15 protein-coding genes are annotated in these 14,821 nt (G+C 60.8%); 5 read left to right on the top strand and 10 right to left on the bottom strand.

Annotated elements, in window-relative coordinates; translation table 11 throughout:
* The first annotated feature begins 15 nt into the window (after positions 1-15).
* The gene (locus QEP12_RS09540; RefSeq protein ID WP_284214092.1) at positions 16-666 is read left to right on the top strand and encodes a lytic transglycosylase domain-containing protein; all 651 of its coding nucleotides are present in this window, start codon (positions 16-18) and stop codon (positions 664-666) included.
* Positions 667-812: 146 nt separating this feature from the next.
* On the opposite strand, the gene paeA is transcribed toward QEP12_RS09540, so the two are convergent.
* The 5 genes from paeA to hemA all read right to left on the bottom strand — a co-directional run bounded on the left by paeA (position 813) and on the right by hemA (position 6,318).
* A complete protein-coding gene (gene paeA / locus QEP12_RS09535) occupies positions 813-2,309 on the bottom strand; it encodes a polyamine export protein PaeA (RefSeq protein ID WP_174862983.1) in 1,497 nt (498 codons plus the stop codon).
* 207 nt (positions 2,310-2,516) lie between these two features.
* Entirely contained in the window at positions 2,517-2,840 is a 324-nt protein-coding gene (grxD, locus tag QEP12_RS09530; RefSeq protein WP_174862984.1) for a Grx4 family monothiol glutaredoxin, read from the bottom strand.
* A 53-nt stretch (positions 2,841-2,893) separates the two neighbouring features.
* Positions 2,894-3,754: a peptide chain release factor N(5)-glutamine methyltransferase gene (prmC, locus tag QEP12_RS09525; protein WP_284214091.1), complete on the bottom strand. Its 861-nt coding sequence runs from the start codon at positions 3,752-3,754 to the stop codon at positions 2,894-2,896.
* Positions 3,755-3,837: 83 nt separating this feature from the next.
* Entirely contained in the window at positions 3,838-4,920 is a 1,083-nt protein-coding gene (prfA, locus tag QEP12_RS09520) for a peptide chain release factor 1 (RefSeq protein WP_174862986.1), read from the bottom strand.
* A gap of 111 nt (positions 4,921-5,031) precedes the next feature.
* On the bottom strand, positions 5,032-6,318 hold the full coding sequence (gene hemA, locus QEP12_RS09515; RefSeq protein ID WP_174862987.1) for a glutamyl-tRNA reductase: 1,287 nt from the start codon (positions 6,316-6,318) through the stop codon (positions 5,032-5,034).
* Positions 6,319-6,389: 71 nt separating this feature from the next.
* Between hemA and QEP12_RS09510 the strand changes: the two genes are divergently transcribed.
* Positions 6,390-6,668 carry a hypothetical protein gene (locus tag QEP12_RS09510; RefSeq protein WP_174862988.1) on the top strand — a complete coding sequence of 93 codons (279 nt, stop codon included), beginning with the start codon at positions 6,390-6,392 and terminating at the stop codon, positions 6,666-6,668.
* Here QEP12_RS09510 and QEP12_RS09505 read toward each other — a convergent pair.
* Complete coding sequence (locus QEP12_RS09505; RefSeq protein ID WP_284214090.1) at positions 6,648-7,574, bottom strand: LysR substrate-binding domain-containing protein; 927 nt, start codon at positions 7,572-7,574, stop codon at positions 6,648-6,650. The genes QEP12_RS09510 and QEP12_RS09505 overlap by 21 nt on opposite strands.
* A gap of 119 nt (positions 7,575-7,693) precedes the next feature.
* Between QEP12_RS09505 and QEP12_RS09500 the strand changes: the two genes are divergently transcribed.
* The 3 genes from QEP12_RS09500 (at position 7,694) to QEP12_RS09490 (ending at position 10,783) form a co-directional block, all read left to right on the top strand.
* Positions 7,694-8,677: a tripartite tricarboxylate transporter substrate binding protein BugE gene (locus QEP12_RS09500; RefSeq protein ID WP_284214089.1), complete on the top strand. Its 984-nt coding sequence runs from the start codon at positions 7,694-7,696 to the stop codon at positions 8,675-8,677.
* On the top strand, positions 8,677-9,579 hold the full coding sequence (locus QEP12_RS09495; protein ID WP_174862990.1) for an N-formylglutamate amidohydrolase: 903 nt from the start codon (positions 8,677-8,679) through the stop codon (positions 9,577-9,579). The genes QEP12_RS09500 and QEP12_RS09495 overlap by 1 nt, the downstream gene beginning before the upstream one ends.
* A gap of 232 nt (positions 9,580-9,811) precedes the next feature.
* Positions 9,812-10,783 carry a Bug family tripartite tricarboxylate transporter substrate binding protein gene (locus tag QEP12_RS09490; protein WP_284214088.1) on the top strand — a complete coding sequence of 324 codons (972 nt, stop codon included), beginning with the start codon at positions 9,812-9,814 and terminating at the stop codon, positions 10,781-10,783.
* 161 nt (positions 10,784-10,944) lie between these two features.
* On the opposite strand, the gene ugpQ is transcribed toward QEP12_RS09490, so the two are convergent.
* The 4 genes from ugpQ to ugpA form a co-directional block, all read right to left on the bottom strand.
* Positions 10,945-11,721: a glycerophosphodiester phosphodiesterase gene (gene ugpQ / locus QEP12_RS09485; RefSeq protein ID WP_284214087.1), complete on the bottom strand. Its 777-nt coding sequence runs from the start codon at positions 11,719-11,721 to the stop codon at positions 10,945-10,947.
* A 181-nt stretch (positions 11,722-11,902) separates the two neighbouring features.
* Positions 11,903-12,910, bottom strand: coding sequence for a sn-glycerol-3-phosphate import ATP-binding protein UgpC (locus tag QEP12_RS09480; protein WP_174862992.1), 1,008 nt, complete (start codon positions 12,908-12,910; stop codon positions 11,903-11,905).
* A 65-nt stretch (positions 12,911-12,975) separates the two neighbouring features.
* A complete protein-coding gene (ugpE, locus tag QEP12_RS09475) occupies positions 12,976-13,824 on the bottom strand; it encodes a sn-glycerol-3-phosphate ABC transporter permease UgpE (protein WP_284214086.1) in 849 nt (282 codons plus the stop codon).
* 2 nt (positions 13,825-13,826) lie between these two features.
* A complete protein-coding gene (gene ugpA, locus QEP12_RS09470) occupies positions 13,827-14,708 on the bottom strand; it encodes a sn-glycerol-3-phosphate ABC transporter permease UgpA (protein WP_219163763.1) in 882 nt (293 codons plus the stop codon).
* Positions 14,709-14,821 lie beyond the last annotated feature (113 nt).

Genomic DNA, 14,821 nt, shown 5'->3' with positions numbered 1-14,821 from the left:
ACCGCATCACACGCCATGAGGGAAGTCCCACACCGAATCTGTACGCGCCGCCAGTGGCTGGGGGCGCTGTCTGCCTGCGCGGCCAGCGTGGCTGCGCCTGCATGGGCGGGGGCGCAGCTGGAAGAGCCGCTGGCCGATTCCGTGCGCAGTGCCTTGAGTGCGGCCGTGGGGGATTTGGCGCCGCCTGAGCCGGTGTTCGTCTCTACGGACGCACGCATCGCGTATCTGCGCTGGCTCACCACCATGAGCGACAGGCTGTATCGCCGCATTCCCGATTGGGAGGTGCGCCGTGATTTTCTGCAGACCGTGTGGTACGAAGCCAAGCGTGCGGGGCTGGAGGTATCGCTGGTGCTGGGGCTGATTCAGGTGGAAAGCGGTTTTCGCAAGTTTGCGGTGTCGGTGGCGGGGGCGCGTGGCTATATGCAAATCATGCCGTTTTGGACGCGCGTGATTGGCGATGGTGATGCGGGCAAGTTGTTTCACATGCAGACCAATCTGCGCTTTGGCTGCGTGATCTTGCGCCACTATCTGGAGCGTGAGCGGGGGGATCTGTTCATGGCGCTGGGGCGCTACAACGGCAGCCGCGGCAAAGACAAATACCCCAGCCTGGTGCTGGGTGCGCAAAAGCAGTGGATGTTTGATGCGAATGCACCGCGCCAAGTCTGAGGTGCCAGCCGATCGCGCTGCCGGGCTGGGTGGGCAGCGCTATTCATAATGTGAGCGGTTAGCGCTTAAAAAAAAAGGGATTCAGAGCTTTTATGCTCTGAATCCCTTTGTTCATTTACGCAAGCAGCTCTGTTTTTAAGAGCTCATCAAGGCACGCTGGGTGTCTCGGCAGAGGGGGGAGTGGCTGTTGCCGCTTGGTTGGGCTGCGCTGCTGGCTCTGCCGATGCCGCCATTCCCTGTGCCTCTGGGGCCGGCGCAGATGCCGCATGGGCCGCAGGCCCAGTCGCCGCAACGGCGGCCACTGCCGACAAGGTGGAGGCTGGGTGTGGCTGCTGGTGCGGCACCACGGCTTCCCCTTCTTGCATGCGCGTGACCAGCACCTGGTCGATGCGGTAGCTGTCCACGTCCATCACTTCAAAGCGATAGCCGCCCCAATCCACGCGGTCGGTGCGCCGTGGCACGCGGCGCAGCATCACCATCAAAAAGCCTGCCAGCGTTTCGTATTCCTCTTCGTTGGGCAGGGCGGCCAAGTCCAGAGAGCGCATCACGTCGTCGATGGGGGTGATGCCGTCGATCAGCCACGAGTTTTCATCGCGCTGAATGATTTGCTCCTCATCGTCGGGCGATACCAGATCGCCCATCACCGTACTCATCACGTCGTTCAGCGTCACCACGCCGACCACCAGGCTGTATTCGTTCAGGATGGCGGCAAAGTCTTCGTGGGCTTGCTGGAACTGGTCGAGCACTTCGGCCAGCGTCAGCTTGTCCGGCACCATCAAGATTTTGCGGATCAGGCTGTCGTCTTGCAGCGAAATGGGCTGGTTGTTGAGCACGCGCTGGAACAGGTCTTTGGCGTCCACATAGCCCACGATGTGGTCGATGTCGCCATCGCACACGGGGTAGGTGGAAAAAGGCTCCTCGGCAATGCGCGCCCGGATCACCTGGTCCGGGTCGTCACGCAGAAAGTAGGCAACGCTGTCGCGCTGCGTCATGGCTGAAGCCACCGTGCGCGTGTCTAGCTCGAAAATGTTGGCAATCGCCTGTTGCTCGCGCTCGGCCAGCACACCCGCACGGGCGCCGGCCTCGGTCATGGCCAAGATATCGTCCGAGGTGATTTGCTCATCGCGCTTGTCGGGCAGGCCCAGCAAGCGGATCAGGGCGTCGGTCAGGCGGCCATAGAACCACACCACCGGCTTGAAGAAGGTGATGCACAGCTGCATCGGGCCCAGCACGCGCAGCAGCAGCGCCTCGGGCTCGATCATGCTCAGGCGGCGCGGCAGCAAGTCCGCAAACAAGATGAACAGTGAGGTGATGACAAAGAAGGACAGCACCGAGCCCAGGTGCTGGGCCGAGCTCTCTGGCATCCACCAGGTCAAGATACCTGCCAGCGTGGTACTTAAAGCGCTTTCACCCACGATACCGCCCAAAATGGCGATGGCGTTTTGGCCCACTTGCACCACGGTGAAGTAGTCGCCGGGTTGCTCTTGCAGCTGGATGGCTTTTTCTGCACGGGGGTCGCCTTCGTCGGCCATCTGTCGCAGACGCAGACGGCGGGAAGCGGCCAAGGAAATCTCGGCCACGGCTACGAAGGCGCTGGCAGCAATCAGCAGCGCAATGATGAGCAGGCTTTGGGTGAGCGTCATAAGTCAGTGGGATGGCAGGTGACGGCCGAATGTCACCATTGTGCATGCCTCCTTCGCATGCAGGCATCAGGATTGCCTCGTACCGCTGCCCTGCGGCCGAGAACGAAAAAACCGCCCCTGTGGGCGGTTTTGGATAAAGCAGGGGCCATGCCAGTCGAACTGGTCATTGGGGTTGGCAGTGGTCCCAAAGTGTGCATCTGGCGCGGATCAGGCCTGGCCGTTGATCACTTGTTGCAACTCGCCCGATTCGTACATCTCCATCATGATGTCCGAGCCGCCGATGAATTCGCCCTTGATGTACAGCTGGGGAATGGTGGGCCAGTTGCTGTAGTCCTTGATGCCTTGGCGAATTTCCTGGTCTTCCAGTACGTTCACGGTGGCAATGGCCTTGGGCTCGACGCCGCAGGCCTTCAAAATTTGAATGGCACGGCCCGAGAAGCCGCACATGGGGAAGCTGGCGCTGCCCTTCATGAACAGCAGGATGTCGTTGTTTTTGACCAGTTGGTCAATGCGTTGTTGTACGTCGCTCATGGGGATCTCCTTGCAGGGGAGCCAGGGTTTGCGCAACCCGGCAATCCTGTCGATTATTTCACTGTATTGGCTGCCGCGGCAGATTCCGGGATTTGACCGCCCGTGCAGCGGTCCATACCCGCCAGATCCTGGCGGCTGTGCACCTGCGTAAAACCGGCCGTGCGCAGCAGGGACTGCACATTGGCGGCCTGGTCCCAGCCATGCTCCAGCAGCAGCCAGCCACCCGCTTTCAGGTGCGCAGGCGCCTGGGCAATGATGGTGCGGATATCTTGCAGCCCATCTTCGCCACTGGTCAGCGCATGGCGCGGCTCATGGCGCAGCGCAGGCATGTGTTCGTCCGCTTCGCGGATGTAGGGCGGGTTGCTGACGATGGCATCAAACACGCCGCCCACCTGTTCCAGCCAGGAAGACTGCACCAAGTGCACCGGCAACTGCAGGCGCTGGGCATTGGCGGCGGCCACATCGAGTGCGTCCTGGCTGAAGTCCACCGCAGTCACGCTGGCGTCGGGGCGCTGGCTTTGCAGGGCCAGGGCAATTGCGCCGCTGCCTGTGCCTAAATCCAGAATGCGGGGTGAAACGGTTTTTTCAAGTACATCCAGCACCCACTCCACCAGTGTCTCTGTGTCGGGCCGTGGATCCAGCACGCGGGCATCCACGTGCAGCGGCAAACCGAAAAATTCTTTGCAGCCTGTCAAGTAGGCCACCGGCACGCCGTCCAGGCGCTGCGCACACAGCGCTGCAAAACGCGACTGTTGCTCGGGCGTCAGCACATCGCTGTCGTGGGTGAGCAGCCAGGCGCGGCCCGCATGCGCTTGGCCCAGCACATGCAGCAGCAGCATTTGCGCATCAATGCGCTCCATGCCCTGGTGGTGGGCTTGGAGCAGGGCTTGCTGCAAAGTCAAAGAGGTATTCACTTTGTATAGCTGCTGGCGCAGGTGGAATAAGCGTTAGAGGGCAATTTGGCTGATAAATCTATTGGGCGTTGACTGGGGTGTACTTAGGTGTTCACTTCCAGCTCAGCCAGTAACTCCGCTTCACGGGCCTGTTTGAGCGCTTCAATCACATCGCCCAAATCACCTTCCATGATGTTGAGCAGCTTGTACAGCGTCAGGTTGATGCGGTGGTCGGTCAGGCGCCCTTGCGGGAAGTTGTAGGTGCGAATGCGGTCGCTGCGGTCGCCCGAGCCAATCAAGCCCTTGCGCAGTGCGGCTTCCTTGGCTTCGCGCTCCTTGCGTTCTTTTTCCTGGATGCGCGCTTGCAGCACCTGCAGGGCCTTGGCCTTGTTGCTGTGCTGGCTGCGGCCGTCCTGGCATTCGGCGACGATGCCCGTGGGAATGTGCACCACGCGCACGGCCGAGTCGGTCTTGTTGATGTGCTGGCCACCCGCACCGCTGGCGCGGAAGGTGTCAATGCGCAGGTCTGCGGGGTTGAGCGTGATGGCGGCGGTTTCATCGGGCTCGGGCATCACGGCCACGGTACAGGCGCTGGTGTGGATGCGGCCCTGGGTTTCGGTGGCAGGCACGCGCTGCACGCGGTGGCCGCCCGACTCAAACTTGAGTGCGCCGTAGACGTTGTCCCCCTCAATGCGCAGCACGATTTCCTTGTAGCCGCCAATTTCGTTTTCGTTGGCGCTCATGATCTCCACCTTCCAGCCCACATTGGCGGCGTAGCGGGTGTACATGCGGGCTACGTCACCCGCAAACAGGGCGGATTCGTCACCGCCCGTGCCAGCGCGGATTTCGACATAGGCGGGGCGTGCGTCGTCCGGGTCTTTGGGCAGCAGCAGGCGCTGCAGCTCGTCTTCCAGCTGCAGCAGCGCGGCCTCACCCTGGGCAATTTCTTCTTGCGCCATCTCGGCCATGTCGGGGTCGTCCAGCATCTCCCGGGCGGTGGCCATGTCGGCCTCGGTTTGCAGGTAACGCTGGTAGCGGCCCGCCACGGCGGTCACCTCCGCGTGTTCGCGCGAGATGGTGCGGTACTTTTGCATGTCGCCCATGATGTCTTCGCGCGAGAGCAAAAAGTCCAGTTCTTCAAGGCGCTGGGCGTAGCGCTCCAGCTGGGTGCGCAGAAAGGGTTTCATGGTGGTGGTCAGAAGAAAGAAGGTGCTACGCAAAGGGTAGCTGTAAGCGCTTGCTAGATAAGCGCTAAAGGCATTTTTGGCTTTGAATGCAAAGCCGCGCAGAGAACGTAGCTAACGTTTGCCGGGGCGCAGAAACAGTTTGGAGACGGTGTCCAGGGTCTGGGCGCGCTCTTGCTCGCTGCCCTTGTGCAGGGCCGCCAAGGTGCCGTGCATCATTTTTTGCGTCAGGCCGCGCGACAGGGCGTCGAGCACGGCATCCACATCTTCGCCCTTGGCCAGTAGCTTTTTGGCGCGGGCAATTTCGGCTTCGCGCCAAGCATCGGTCTGGGCATTGAGCTGCTGGATGAACGGCACCACGCCACCCTGGGCGCGCTGGTGCATCCACTGCATGAAGTTGCTCACCCCTGCGTCGATGATGACTTCGGCCTCGGCCACGGTGGCCTGGCGCTGGGCCTGGGCGGTGCGCACCACGCTGGCCAGATCGTCCACGGTGTACAGGTACACGTCGCGCAGGTCTTTGACCTCGGGCTCAATGTCACGCGGCACGGCCAGGTCGACCATGAACATGGGACGGTGCTTGCGTTTTTTGAGCGCGCGCTCAATCGCCCCCAGGCCAATGATGGGCAAGGTGGAGGCCGTGCAGCTGATGATGGCGTCGTACTCGTGCAGGTGCTCGGGAATCTCGGCCAGCGGCATCACGCTGGCGCCGATGCGCGCCGCCAGCTTTTCACCGCGCTCCATGGTGCGGTTGGCAATGGTGATGTGGGCGGGGTTTTTGGCCGCAAAGTGCGCGGTGGCGAGTTCAATCATCTCGCCAGCGCCCACAAACAGAATGCGAATTTGGCTCAGGTCTTCAAACAACTGGCCCGCCAGGCGCACGGCAGCGGCGGCCATGCTGATGCTGTGCTCGCCAATCTCGGTGGAGCTGCGCACCTCTTTGGCCACGGCAAAGCTGCGCTGAAAGAGCTGGTTGAGCGTCGAGCCTAGTGCGCCAGCTTCTTCGGCCGCGCGCACGGCGTTTTTCATCTGGCCCAGAATCTGGGTTTCGCCCAGCACCATGGAGTCCAGGCCCGAGGCCACGCGGAAGGCGTGGCGTGCGACCGAGCCTTCTTCCAGCAAGTAAGAGTGCGAGCGCAGCACATCGGTGCTGACGCCACCGGAATGGGCCAGCCAGCCCAGGGTGTGCTCCAATGCGGGCGCACCTGCGGCGCAGTAAATTTCGGTGCGGTTGCAGGTGGAGAGAATGGCGGTTTCCACCTCAGGGTGGCGCGTGGCGCTGGACAGTGCTTCGCGCAGCCCATGCAGCGTGGGTGCGATTTGGTCAATCGCAAACGCAAAACGGCCCCGTAAATCTAACGGTGCCGTGTTGTGATTGATACCGAGTGCCCAGACTGCCATGCCTTGGATTATAAAATTTGTGCAGCATTTGCGCTGTCCTACCGATCAAAGACTTGATCTGTGTCATTTCTATGTCTGCACTTGACTTCCTGATTCACCTCTCCAGCTTTGTGGCGCCGGCGGTTTTCCTCGCACTGGTGCTGGCTGCAGGCGCGCGCTTGGTGGGGCGCCAGCGTGGGCATGTGCTGCCCTGGTATCACATGGCCAGTGTGAATGCGCTGCTGGGCATTTTGGTGCTGGCACTGGGTGTGGTGCTGCTGGGGCAAGACGGGCGCATGGGCACGTATGGCGTGCTGGTGCTGGCCATGGGCAGCTGCCAGTGGCTGATGTCAGGCGGCTGGAGCAACTGACAGGCCAAGTGCTGTGCGTTGCTGGTCTGCCAAGGCCTGCGCCAGCAACCACGTCCTGAAATCTTGCAAGGCATGCGACGCCGGGCGAGAGGCCGGCTGGCACAGAAAGTAGCCGCGCTCAATCTGAAACGGCCGGTGTACGGGAATGGCAATACGCCCGGCGGCCAAATCATCTTCAATCAGGCAGCGTTGCACCACGGCAATCCCCATGCCGGCAATGACGGCTTGCACCAGCATGCCTACCAGTTCAAAGTCGGCTGCCGGTGCAGGGTAGGGGCCATCGCAGCCCATTTTTTCAAACCAGCGCGCCCAGTTGTCGGGGTAGTTGGTGTGGGCCAGCAGCGGGCGGCGCAGCAGGTCTTGTGGGCGGTGCAGCACCAAAGCGTCTTGCGGCAGGCAAATGGGCACCAGATCGCGCCCCACCAGATAGTCGGCCTGCAAGGTCTCGGGAAAGGGCTGGCTGCCGATGCGGATCCAGGCATCAATGTCGGGCGAAGTCAGCGGGTCGTCGCGCCGGTACGGGGCAAACGACAGCACCGTGCCCGGGTGCTGGGCGTTGAAGTCAGGCAGGCGCGGAATCAGCCAGTGGCTGAACAGCGTGGGGGGCATGGACAGGCGCACATGCCGCCCATCGCGCTTGCGGCGCATGGCTTGCGTGGCCGATTCAATCGTGAAAATGGCCGGGCCAATCGCATCCAGGTACTGGCGCCCGGCTGTGGTGAGAACGCTGCGGCGGCCTTGGCGCTCAAACACGGCAAAGCCCAGGTGGGTTTCCAGGCGCGCAATGGCGCGGCTGATGGCGCCTTGGGTGACGTGCAGCGATTCAGCGGCCTGGGTGTAACTGCCCAAACGCGCCGCCTCGGCAAAGGCGTGGAGTTCCGACAGAGAAGGGGATTGCATGCGCATGCCTGAATTATGACTTTTGGTAATGGGTGCTTGTTTTTTTGTCCCTTTTCACTGGCTGTCTTGTGGCCAAGAATCTGTGCTCATTACTCATACCATCGCACCCACCGAGGAGAAACCCTATGAATCTGCGTCGTACCCTGCTCTCGACCGTGGCCGCTGCTGCGGCATTGGCTGCCGTGGCGCCTGCTGCCTGGGCTGCTGACAACTACCCCAGCCGTCCCATCAAGTTGATCGTGCCGTTTGGTGCAGGTGGCTCGACCGACATCGTGGCGCGCCTGCTGGCCGACAAGATGGGCCCGATCCTGGGGCAGGCAGTGGTGATCGAGAACAAGGGCGGCGCGGGTGGCGCTATTGGTGCGGCAGAAATCGCCAAGTCGGCCCCCGACGGTTACACCATCGGCATGGCGACGGTGTCGACCCATGGCGCCAATCCGGCCATCGTGAGCAAGCTGCCTTACGACGCGAAAAAAGACTTTGCTCCCATCACCAATGTGATGGCGGTGCCCAGCGTGTTTGTGGTGCACCCCAGCGTGCCTGCCAAGACCATGCAAGAGTTCATTGCATTGGCCAAGAAGGAACCCGGCAAGTACAGCTTTGCATCGCCCGGCACGGGCTCGCTGGGCCACGCCAATATCGAAAATTTCATGAATTTGGCGGGCATTGATCTGCTGCACATCCCCTACAAGGGGGCAGGCCAGGCGTTGAACGATGCCTTGGGTGGTCAGGTCAATGCCATGACGGACAACCTGTCCTCGTCGCTGACCAACATCAAGGCGGGCAAACTGCGTCCACTGGCGGTGCTGGCGCTCAAGCGTACCGAGCTGCTGCCCGACGTGCCCACCTACACCGAGCTGGGCTACCCCCAGATGGGTGATGGCGGCTGGTTCGGGCTGGTTGCGCCTGCTGGCACGCCCAAGGCCATCATCGACAAGCTGAATGCGGCCGCACACAAGGCCATGCAAGACCCCGGCTACCAGCAAAAGCAAAAAGACATTGCTGGCGAAGGCATGGCCAACACGCCCGAAGAGTTCTCCAAGCAAATCGACGCTGCGATTGCCCGCTACACCGCAGTGGCCAAGCGCGCCAACATCAAAATTGATTGATGCAAGACACGCTTGATTTTCTGAAGCCCCGCCCGGATGCCCCCGTATTGGTGCATCCGCCGCAGGGCGCGGTGCTGCCGCTGGTGTGCGACTCGCCGCACAGCGGTACTGCGTACCCCGCAGACTTTGGCTATGCCTTGCCCCTGGCGCTGCTGCGCCGGGGGGAAGACAGCTTGGTCGATCAGCTGTGGCAGGCCTGGCCCGAGCATGGCGCAACGCTGATTGAGGCCACCTTCCCCCGCACCTACATTGACCCCAACCGCGAAGAAGATGACATCAACCCCGCGATGCTGGACGGTGCATGGCCCGTGCCTTTGCACCCCGGGCCCAAGACGCTGCAAGGTCTGGGACTGGTGTGGGAGCAAGTCAACCAAGCGGGGCAAGCCACGCCGGTGTATGACCGCAAACTCAGCGTGGCCGAGGTTCAGCAGCGCATTGCGCACTACTGGAAGCCTTACCACGCGGCGCTGGCGCAAGCCATTCGCTGGAGCGTGGACCGCTTTGGCTGCGTGTGGCACCTCAACCTGCACTCCATGCCCAGTGATGTGTACCAGCGCCTGGGGTCGCCCGAAAAACACCTGGCCGACTTTGTGCTGGGGGATCGGGATGGCAGCACCTGCGACCCTGCGTTCATCCATCTCATCGGTGATGCCTTGCAGGCCCGTGGCTATAGCGTGGCCTATAACGAGCCTTACAAAGGGGTGGCGCTGATTGGCCGCATTGGCCAGCCCGCATATGGCCGCCACAGCCTGCAAATTGAGATCAACCGTCGCATCTATCTGGACGAAGCCACACGCTTGCCCAGCGCAGGTTTTGCGCCGCTGCAGCAAGACTTGCACGGCGTGATGGCCGAAGTGGCAGAGTTTGTGTGCACAGCCAGTGGCTTGGAGCGCATGGGCTGAGTTGCTGCACCTCTACACCCACACCGCAACTGCCGCATTGGTGGTTGCGGTTTTTTTATGGGTGTGTGGCGCGCCTGTCATTAATTTGTCACAAAAGTGTCATGAAAGCGGGCAAGTCCCAGCGCGGTGCAACGGTGCCTTTCCTAGAATCCGCCGACACGGCAGCTGCCGTGCAGCATTCTGGGGAAAGACCAGCGTGCTCTTCCTGGCTCAGCATAACGAGAGAGACACCATGAAACACATCGCGCGCGCAGGCGTGGCACTGGCTGCAGGGCTGCTGTTGGCCTTGGGGGCACAGGCCCAGAACTTTCCCTCCAAACCCATTCGCATCGTGATGGGCTTTCCTGCTGGTGGCCCGCTGGACCAGCATGCGCGTTTGCTGGCAGACAAGCTGCAAGCAGAGCTGGGCCAGACCATCGTGATGGACTACAAACCCGGTGCCGGCGGCACGCTGGGGGCGCAAGATGTCAAAAATGCGCCCGCAGACGGGCACACGCTGATGATTGCCAACACCGGGGTGATGGTGATCAACCCTGCGCTCTACCCCAAGTTGCCCTACCAGACCCTGCGCGACTTCACGCCGATTGCGCGCACGGCTATGCAGCCGCTGGCGCTGCTGGTAAGCAACAGCATGCCCACCAAGACCCTGCCAGAACTCATCAGCTACGCCAAGGCCCACCCTGGCAAGGTGAACTTTGGCTCAGCGGGCAACGGCGGCATCAGCCATTTGGTGCCTGAGATGCTGAAGACTGCGGCAGGCATTGAGATGGTGCACATCCCCTACAAGGGCAGCGCGCCCGCGTTCACCGATTTGATGGGCGGCCAGGTGCAGTTCATGGCGGAGAGCATTCCGCAGGCCGCCGCGTATCACAAGCAAGGCAAGGTGCGGGCGCTGGCGGTGACCAGCAAGGAGCGCAACCCTGCCTTGCCTGAAATTCCGACGGCCATTGAAGCCGGTCTGAAGGGGTTTGAAGTGGTGGGCTTTTATGGCTTTCTGGCCCCGGCGGGCACCCCCCAGCCGGTGGTCGATCGCCTCAGCCAGGCCTTCCAGAAGGTGATGGAAAATCCTGAGTTGCGCGAGCGCATGGTCAGCCAAGGCGCCAACCCTGACTTCATGGGCGCGGCCCAGTTCAAGACCTTCCTGGAAGGCGAAATGCCGCGCTGGGCCGATGCGGTCAAGCGTTCTGGCACCAAGATGGACTGAGCAGCGTAGCGCTGGTTTAACACCATCGCAGTCCCATCAAAAAAGGCCTTCCCGTGCAGAAAGGCCTTTTTGTTTTGATAGCTGCTGGCGCTGGTCTAGCAATGGTTTCAGATGCTTTTATATCTGAGAGTCTTTATTGATGAGCGCTAGCAGCTACTTTTTTAGATGTGCTGGCCCGTCTGTGCGGGGCTGAACAGGTCCACACGGTCGGTGATGATGCCATCGGTGCCCAGGTCAATCAGGCGTTGCGCGGCCCATGCATCGTTGACGGTGTAGCTGCTGCAGCGCAGGCCCGCGCCGTGCACCTTGGCCACCAGTGCTTCGTCCCACAGCGCATGGTTGAGCACCATGGCGTGGCAGCCCAAGTCGGTCGCAATCTTCAGGTCCGCATCGCCCGTGCCATCGGCGAACTTGTCCACCAACAGGCCACGTGGAATGTGCGGTGCCACTTCGCGCGCGCCTTGCAGGGCTTCGGGCTTGAACGAGGTGAACAGCGGCTGGGTGATGTCCTGGGGCCAGATGCGGTTCATCAGCGCACCACAGGCGCGGCCCGTTTCCAGTTCCTGGCCGGGTGTGGGCTTGATCTCTACATTCAAATCCAGGTGGTTGGCCAAGCACCAGCGTGCCAGCGCTTCCAGCGTGGGCAGGGCTTCGCCTGCATACGCGCGCGAGTGCCAGCTACCAGCATCGAGCTGGGCGATTTCGCCCATGGTTAATGCGCCGCCCACGCCGCTGGCGTTTGTGGTGCGATCCAGCGTGGCGTCGTGCATCAAAAACAGCACGCCGTCTTTGCTGAGCTTGGCATCGCATTCAAAAAAGCGGTAACCGTGCAGCGCGCCCAAGCGGAAGGCACTCATGGTGTTTTCGGGGGCCAGCTTGCCCGCGCCGCGGTGGGCGACCCAGCGGGGATAAGGCCAAGGATGCAAAGCAGTAGTCATGGTTAGTCCAACAAAATTTTGCGGCTTCACACATTGCTGCGAGTTTGGAAGTGGGCATTAAAGTCACCACGATCCAAGCAGGAGACACCGAGGAAGGGCCGCCCCGCACCGAGGGTGTCGTCCCCCTCCCGCGTAGCGAGAGAGGGGGAAGCGGCAAAGCCGCTCAGGGGGTGTTTGAGATTTATACGCGCTTGCCAGTTTCAGCGTTGAACCAGTGCAAACGATCTTCGCGTGCGCTGATGCGGGCCGTCTCGCCAGGCTTGGGATAGGGCTTGCCTTCTTCCACGCGCACGGTCACGCTCTCACCGCCCACCTTGCCGTACAGCAGGCGCTCTGCACCCAGCAGTTCCACGGTTTCCACCTTGAACTCCACGCCACCGGCTTCGACCAGATCGATGTGCTCAGGGCGGATACCCAAAATCAAACCGGGCTTGCCGTTGGGTGCGTTTTTCAGCAGGTTCATGGGGGGCGAGCCGATGAAGCTGGCCACAAAGGTCGACGCGGGGGTGTGGTAGACCTCTTCGGGCGTGCCAAATTGCTCCACGTTGCCGCCGTTCATCACGACCATGCGCTGGGCCAGGGTCATGGCTTCGATCTGGTCGTGGGTCACGAACAGCGAGGTAATACCCAGCTCGGCGTGCAGCTTCTGGATTTCCAGACGGGTTTGACCGCGCAGCTTGGCGTCCAGGTTCGACAGCGGTTCGTCAAACAAAAACACCTGGGGCTGGCGCACGATGGCACGGCCCATGGCCACGCGCTGGCGCTGGCCGCCCGACAGCTGGCGGGGCTTGCGGTCCAGCAGGTGGCTCAGCTCCAAAATCTTGGCGGCCTTGTCGACGCGCTGCTTGATTTCCGCTTCGGGCACTTTGGCGAGCTTCAGGCCATAGGCCATGTTCTCGTAGTTGGTCATGTGCGGGTACAGCGCGTAGTTCTGGAACACCATGGCAATGTTGCGCTTGGCGGGCTCCAAGTCATTGACCTTTTTGTCGGCAATGATCAGGTCACCATCGGTGATTTCTTCCAGGCCTGCAATCATGCGCAGCAGGGTGGACTTGCCGCAGCCCGAGGGGCCTACCAGCACGACGAATTCGCCGTCCTTGATTTCGACGTTGATGCCGTGAATCACGGGCACAGCCGTCTTGCCGGTGCCGTAACGCTTGATGATGTTCTTTAAAGAGATGGATGCCATGACAGGTCTTCCAAGTATTCGTTCAATGGGTCAAAAGAAGGTGGATGGGGGCAATGGGGCGAGACTTACTTCTCGGTATCCACCAAGCCTTTGACAAACCACTTTTGCATCAGGATCACCACCAAGGTGGGGGGCAACATCGCCAAGATGGCGGTGGCCATCACAATGTTCCAGTCCACAGCAGCTTCACCACCGGCCAACATGCGCTTGATACCGATCACCACGGGGTACATGTCTTCCGAGGTGGTCATCAAGAGCGGCCACAGGTACTGGTTCCAGCCATAGATGAACTGGATCACAAACAGCGCAGCAATCGAGGTCTTGGACAGGGGCACCAAGATGTCCTTGAAAAAGCGCATGGCGCCTGCGCCGTCAATGCGGGCTGCTTCCACCAGCTCATCAGGTACGGTTAAGAAGAACTGACGGAACAAGAAAGTGGCGGTGGCCGAAGCAATCAGCGGCAGCGACAAACCGGCATAGCTGTTGAGCAAGCCCAGATCGGCCACCACTTTGTAGGTCGGCAAGATGCGCACTTCTACGGGCAGCATCAGCGTCAAGAAGATGGCCCAGAAACACAGCATCTTGAAGGGGAAGCGGAAGTAGACGATGGCAAACGCCGACAGCAAAGAAATGGCGATTTTGCCGACGGTGATGATCATGGCCACCACAAAGCTCACCCACATCATGTGCACGACGTTGGTGTTGGAGCCCAGCTTGCCGGAGCCCAGCAGTGCTTCTTTGTAGTTTTCCCACATATGCACGCCAGGCAGCAGCGGCATGGGGGATTGCACAATGTCAGAGGCGGTGTGGGTCGAAGCGACCAGCGCCAGATACAGGGGGAAGGCAACAATCGCTACGCCGAGAATCAGCACGGCGTGCGACAGGATGTTCAGCCAGGGGTTGCGGTCAACCATGATCAGTACTGCACTTTCTTTTCAACATAGCGGAACTGGATCACGGTCAGTACAACCACGATACACATCAGGATCACGGACTGGGCCGCCGAGCCGCCGAGGTCCAGCGCCTTGAAGCCGTCTTGGTAGACCTTGTACACCAGGATCGAGGTCGACTGGCCAGGGCCGCCCTGGGTGGCTGCGTCAATGATGCCGAAGGTGTCAAAGAACGCGTAGACGATGTTGATCACCAGCAAGAAGAAGGTGGTGGGCGACAGCAGGGGCAACTGGATGTTCCAGAAACGGCGCCAGGGGCCTGCACCATCAATCGAGGCGGCCTCAATCAGCGCCTTGGGAATGGATTGCAGACCCGCCAGGAAAAACAGGAAGTTATAGGAAATTTGCTTCCACACCGACGCAATCACCACCAGCGCCATGGCCTGGTTGTCATTCATCAAGTGGTTCCACTCGTAGCCCAGCTTGCCCATGTAATAAGTCACCACACCGATGGAGGGCGAAAACATGAAGACCCACAGCACGCCTGCAATCACGGGCGCTACGGCGTAGGGCACGATCAACAAGGTCTTGTAGACCATGGCGAAGCGGATGATGCGATCCGCAAAAATAGCCAGCACCAAGGAAACCGCAATACCAATGCCTGCCACCAGCACCGAGAACAGCGCGGTGCGCTTGAAGGACTCTAGGTACGTCCCATCTTGGAGCAGGTTGCGGAAATTATCGAGCCCGACCCATTCGGTAGAAAGACCGAAGGCATCTTCCATCTGGAAGGACTGCAAGACGGCTTGGCCGGCAGGCCAGAAGAAGAAAACAGCAATGATCAGCAGCTGGGGCATGATGAGCGCCCAGGGCAGCCATTGCGATCGGAAAAGTACGCGTTTTTCCATGATGGGTCACAAAATAAAAAACCGCCGGAGCGCTAAAGGCTGCGGAGGAAAGTGAGATGCATCGAGTGGTGTTTGCTTAATTCGCGTCAAAACGAATCAAGGCGAAACACTAG

This window comes from Comamonas jiangduensis (assembly GCF_030162955.1).
Lineage (GTDB): Bacteria > Pseudomonadota > Gammaproteobacteria > Burkholderiales > Burkholderiaceae_C > Comamonas > Comamonas jiangduensis.
This window is presented reverse-complemented; position numbering and strand designations above follow the sequence as displayed.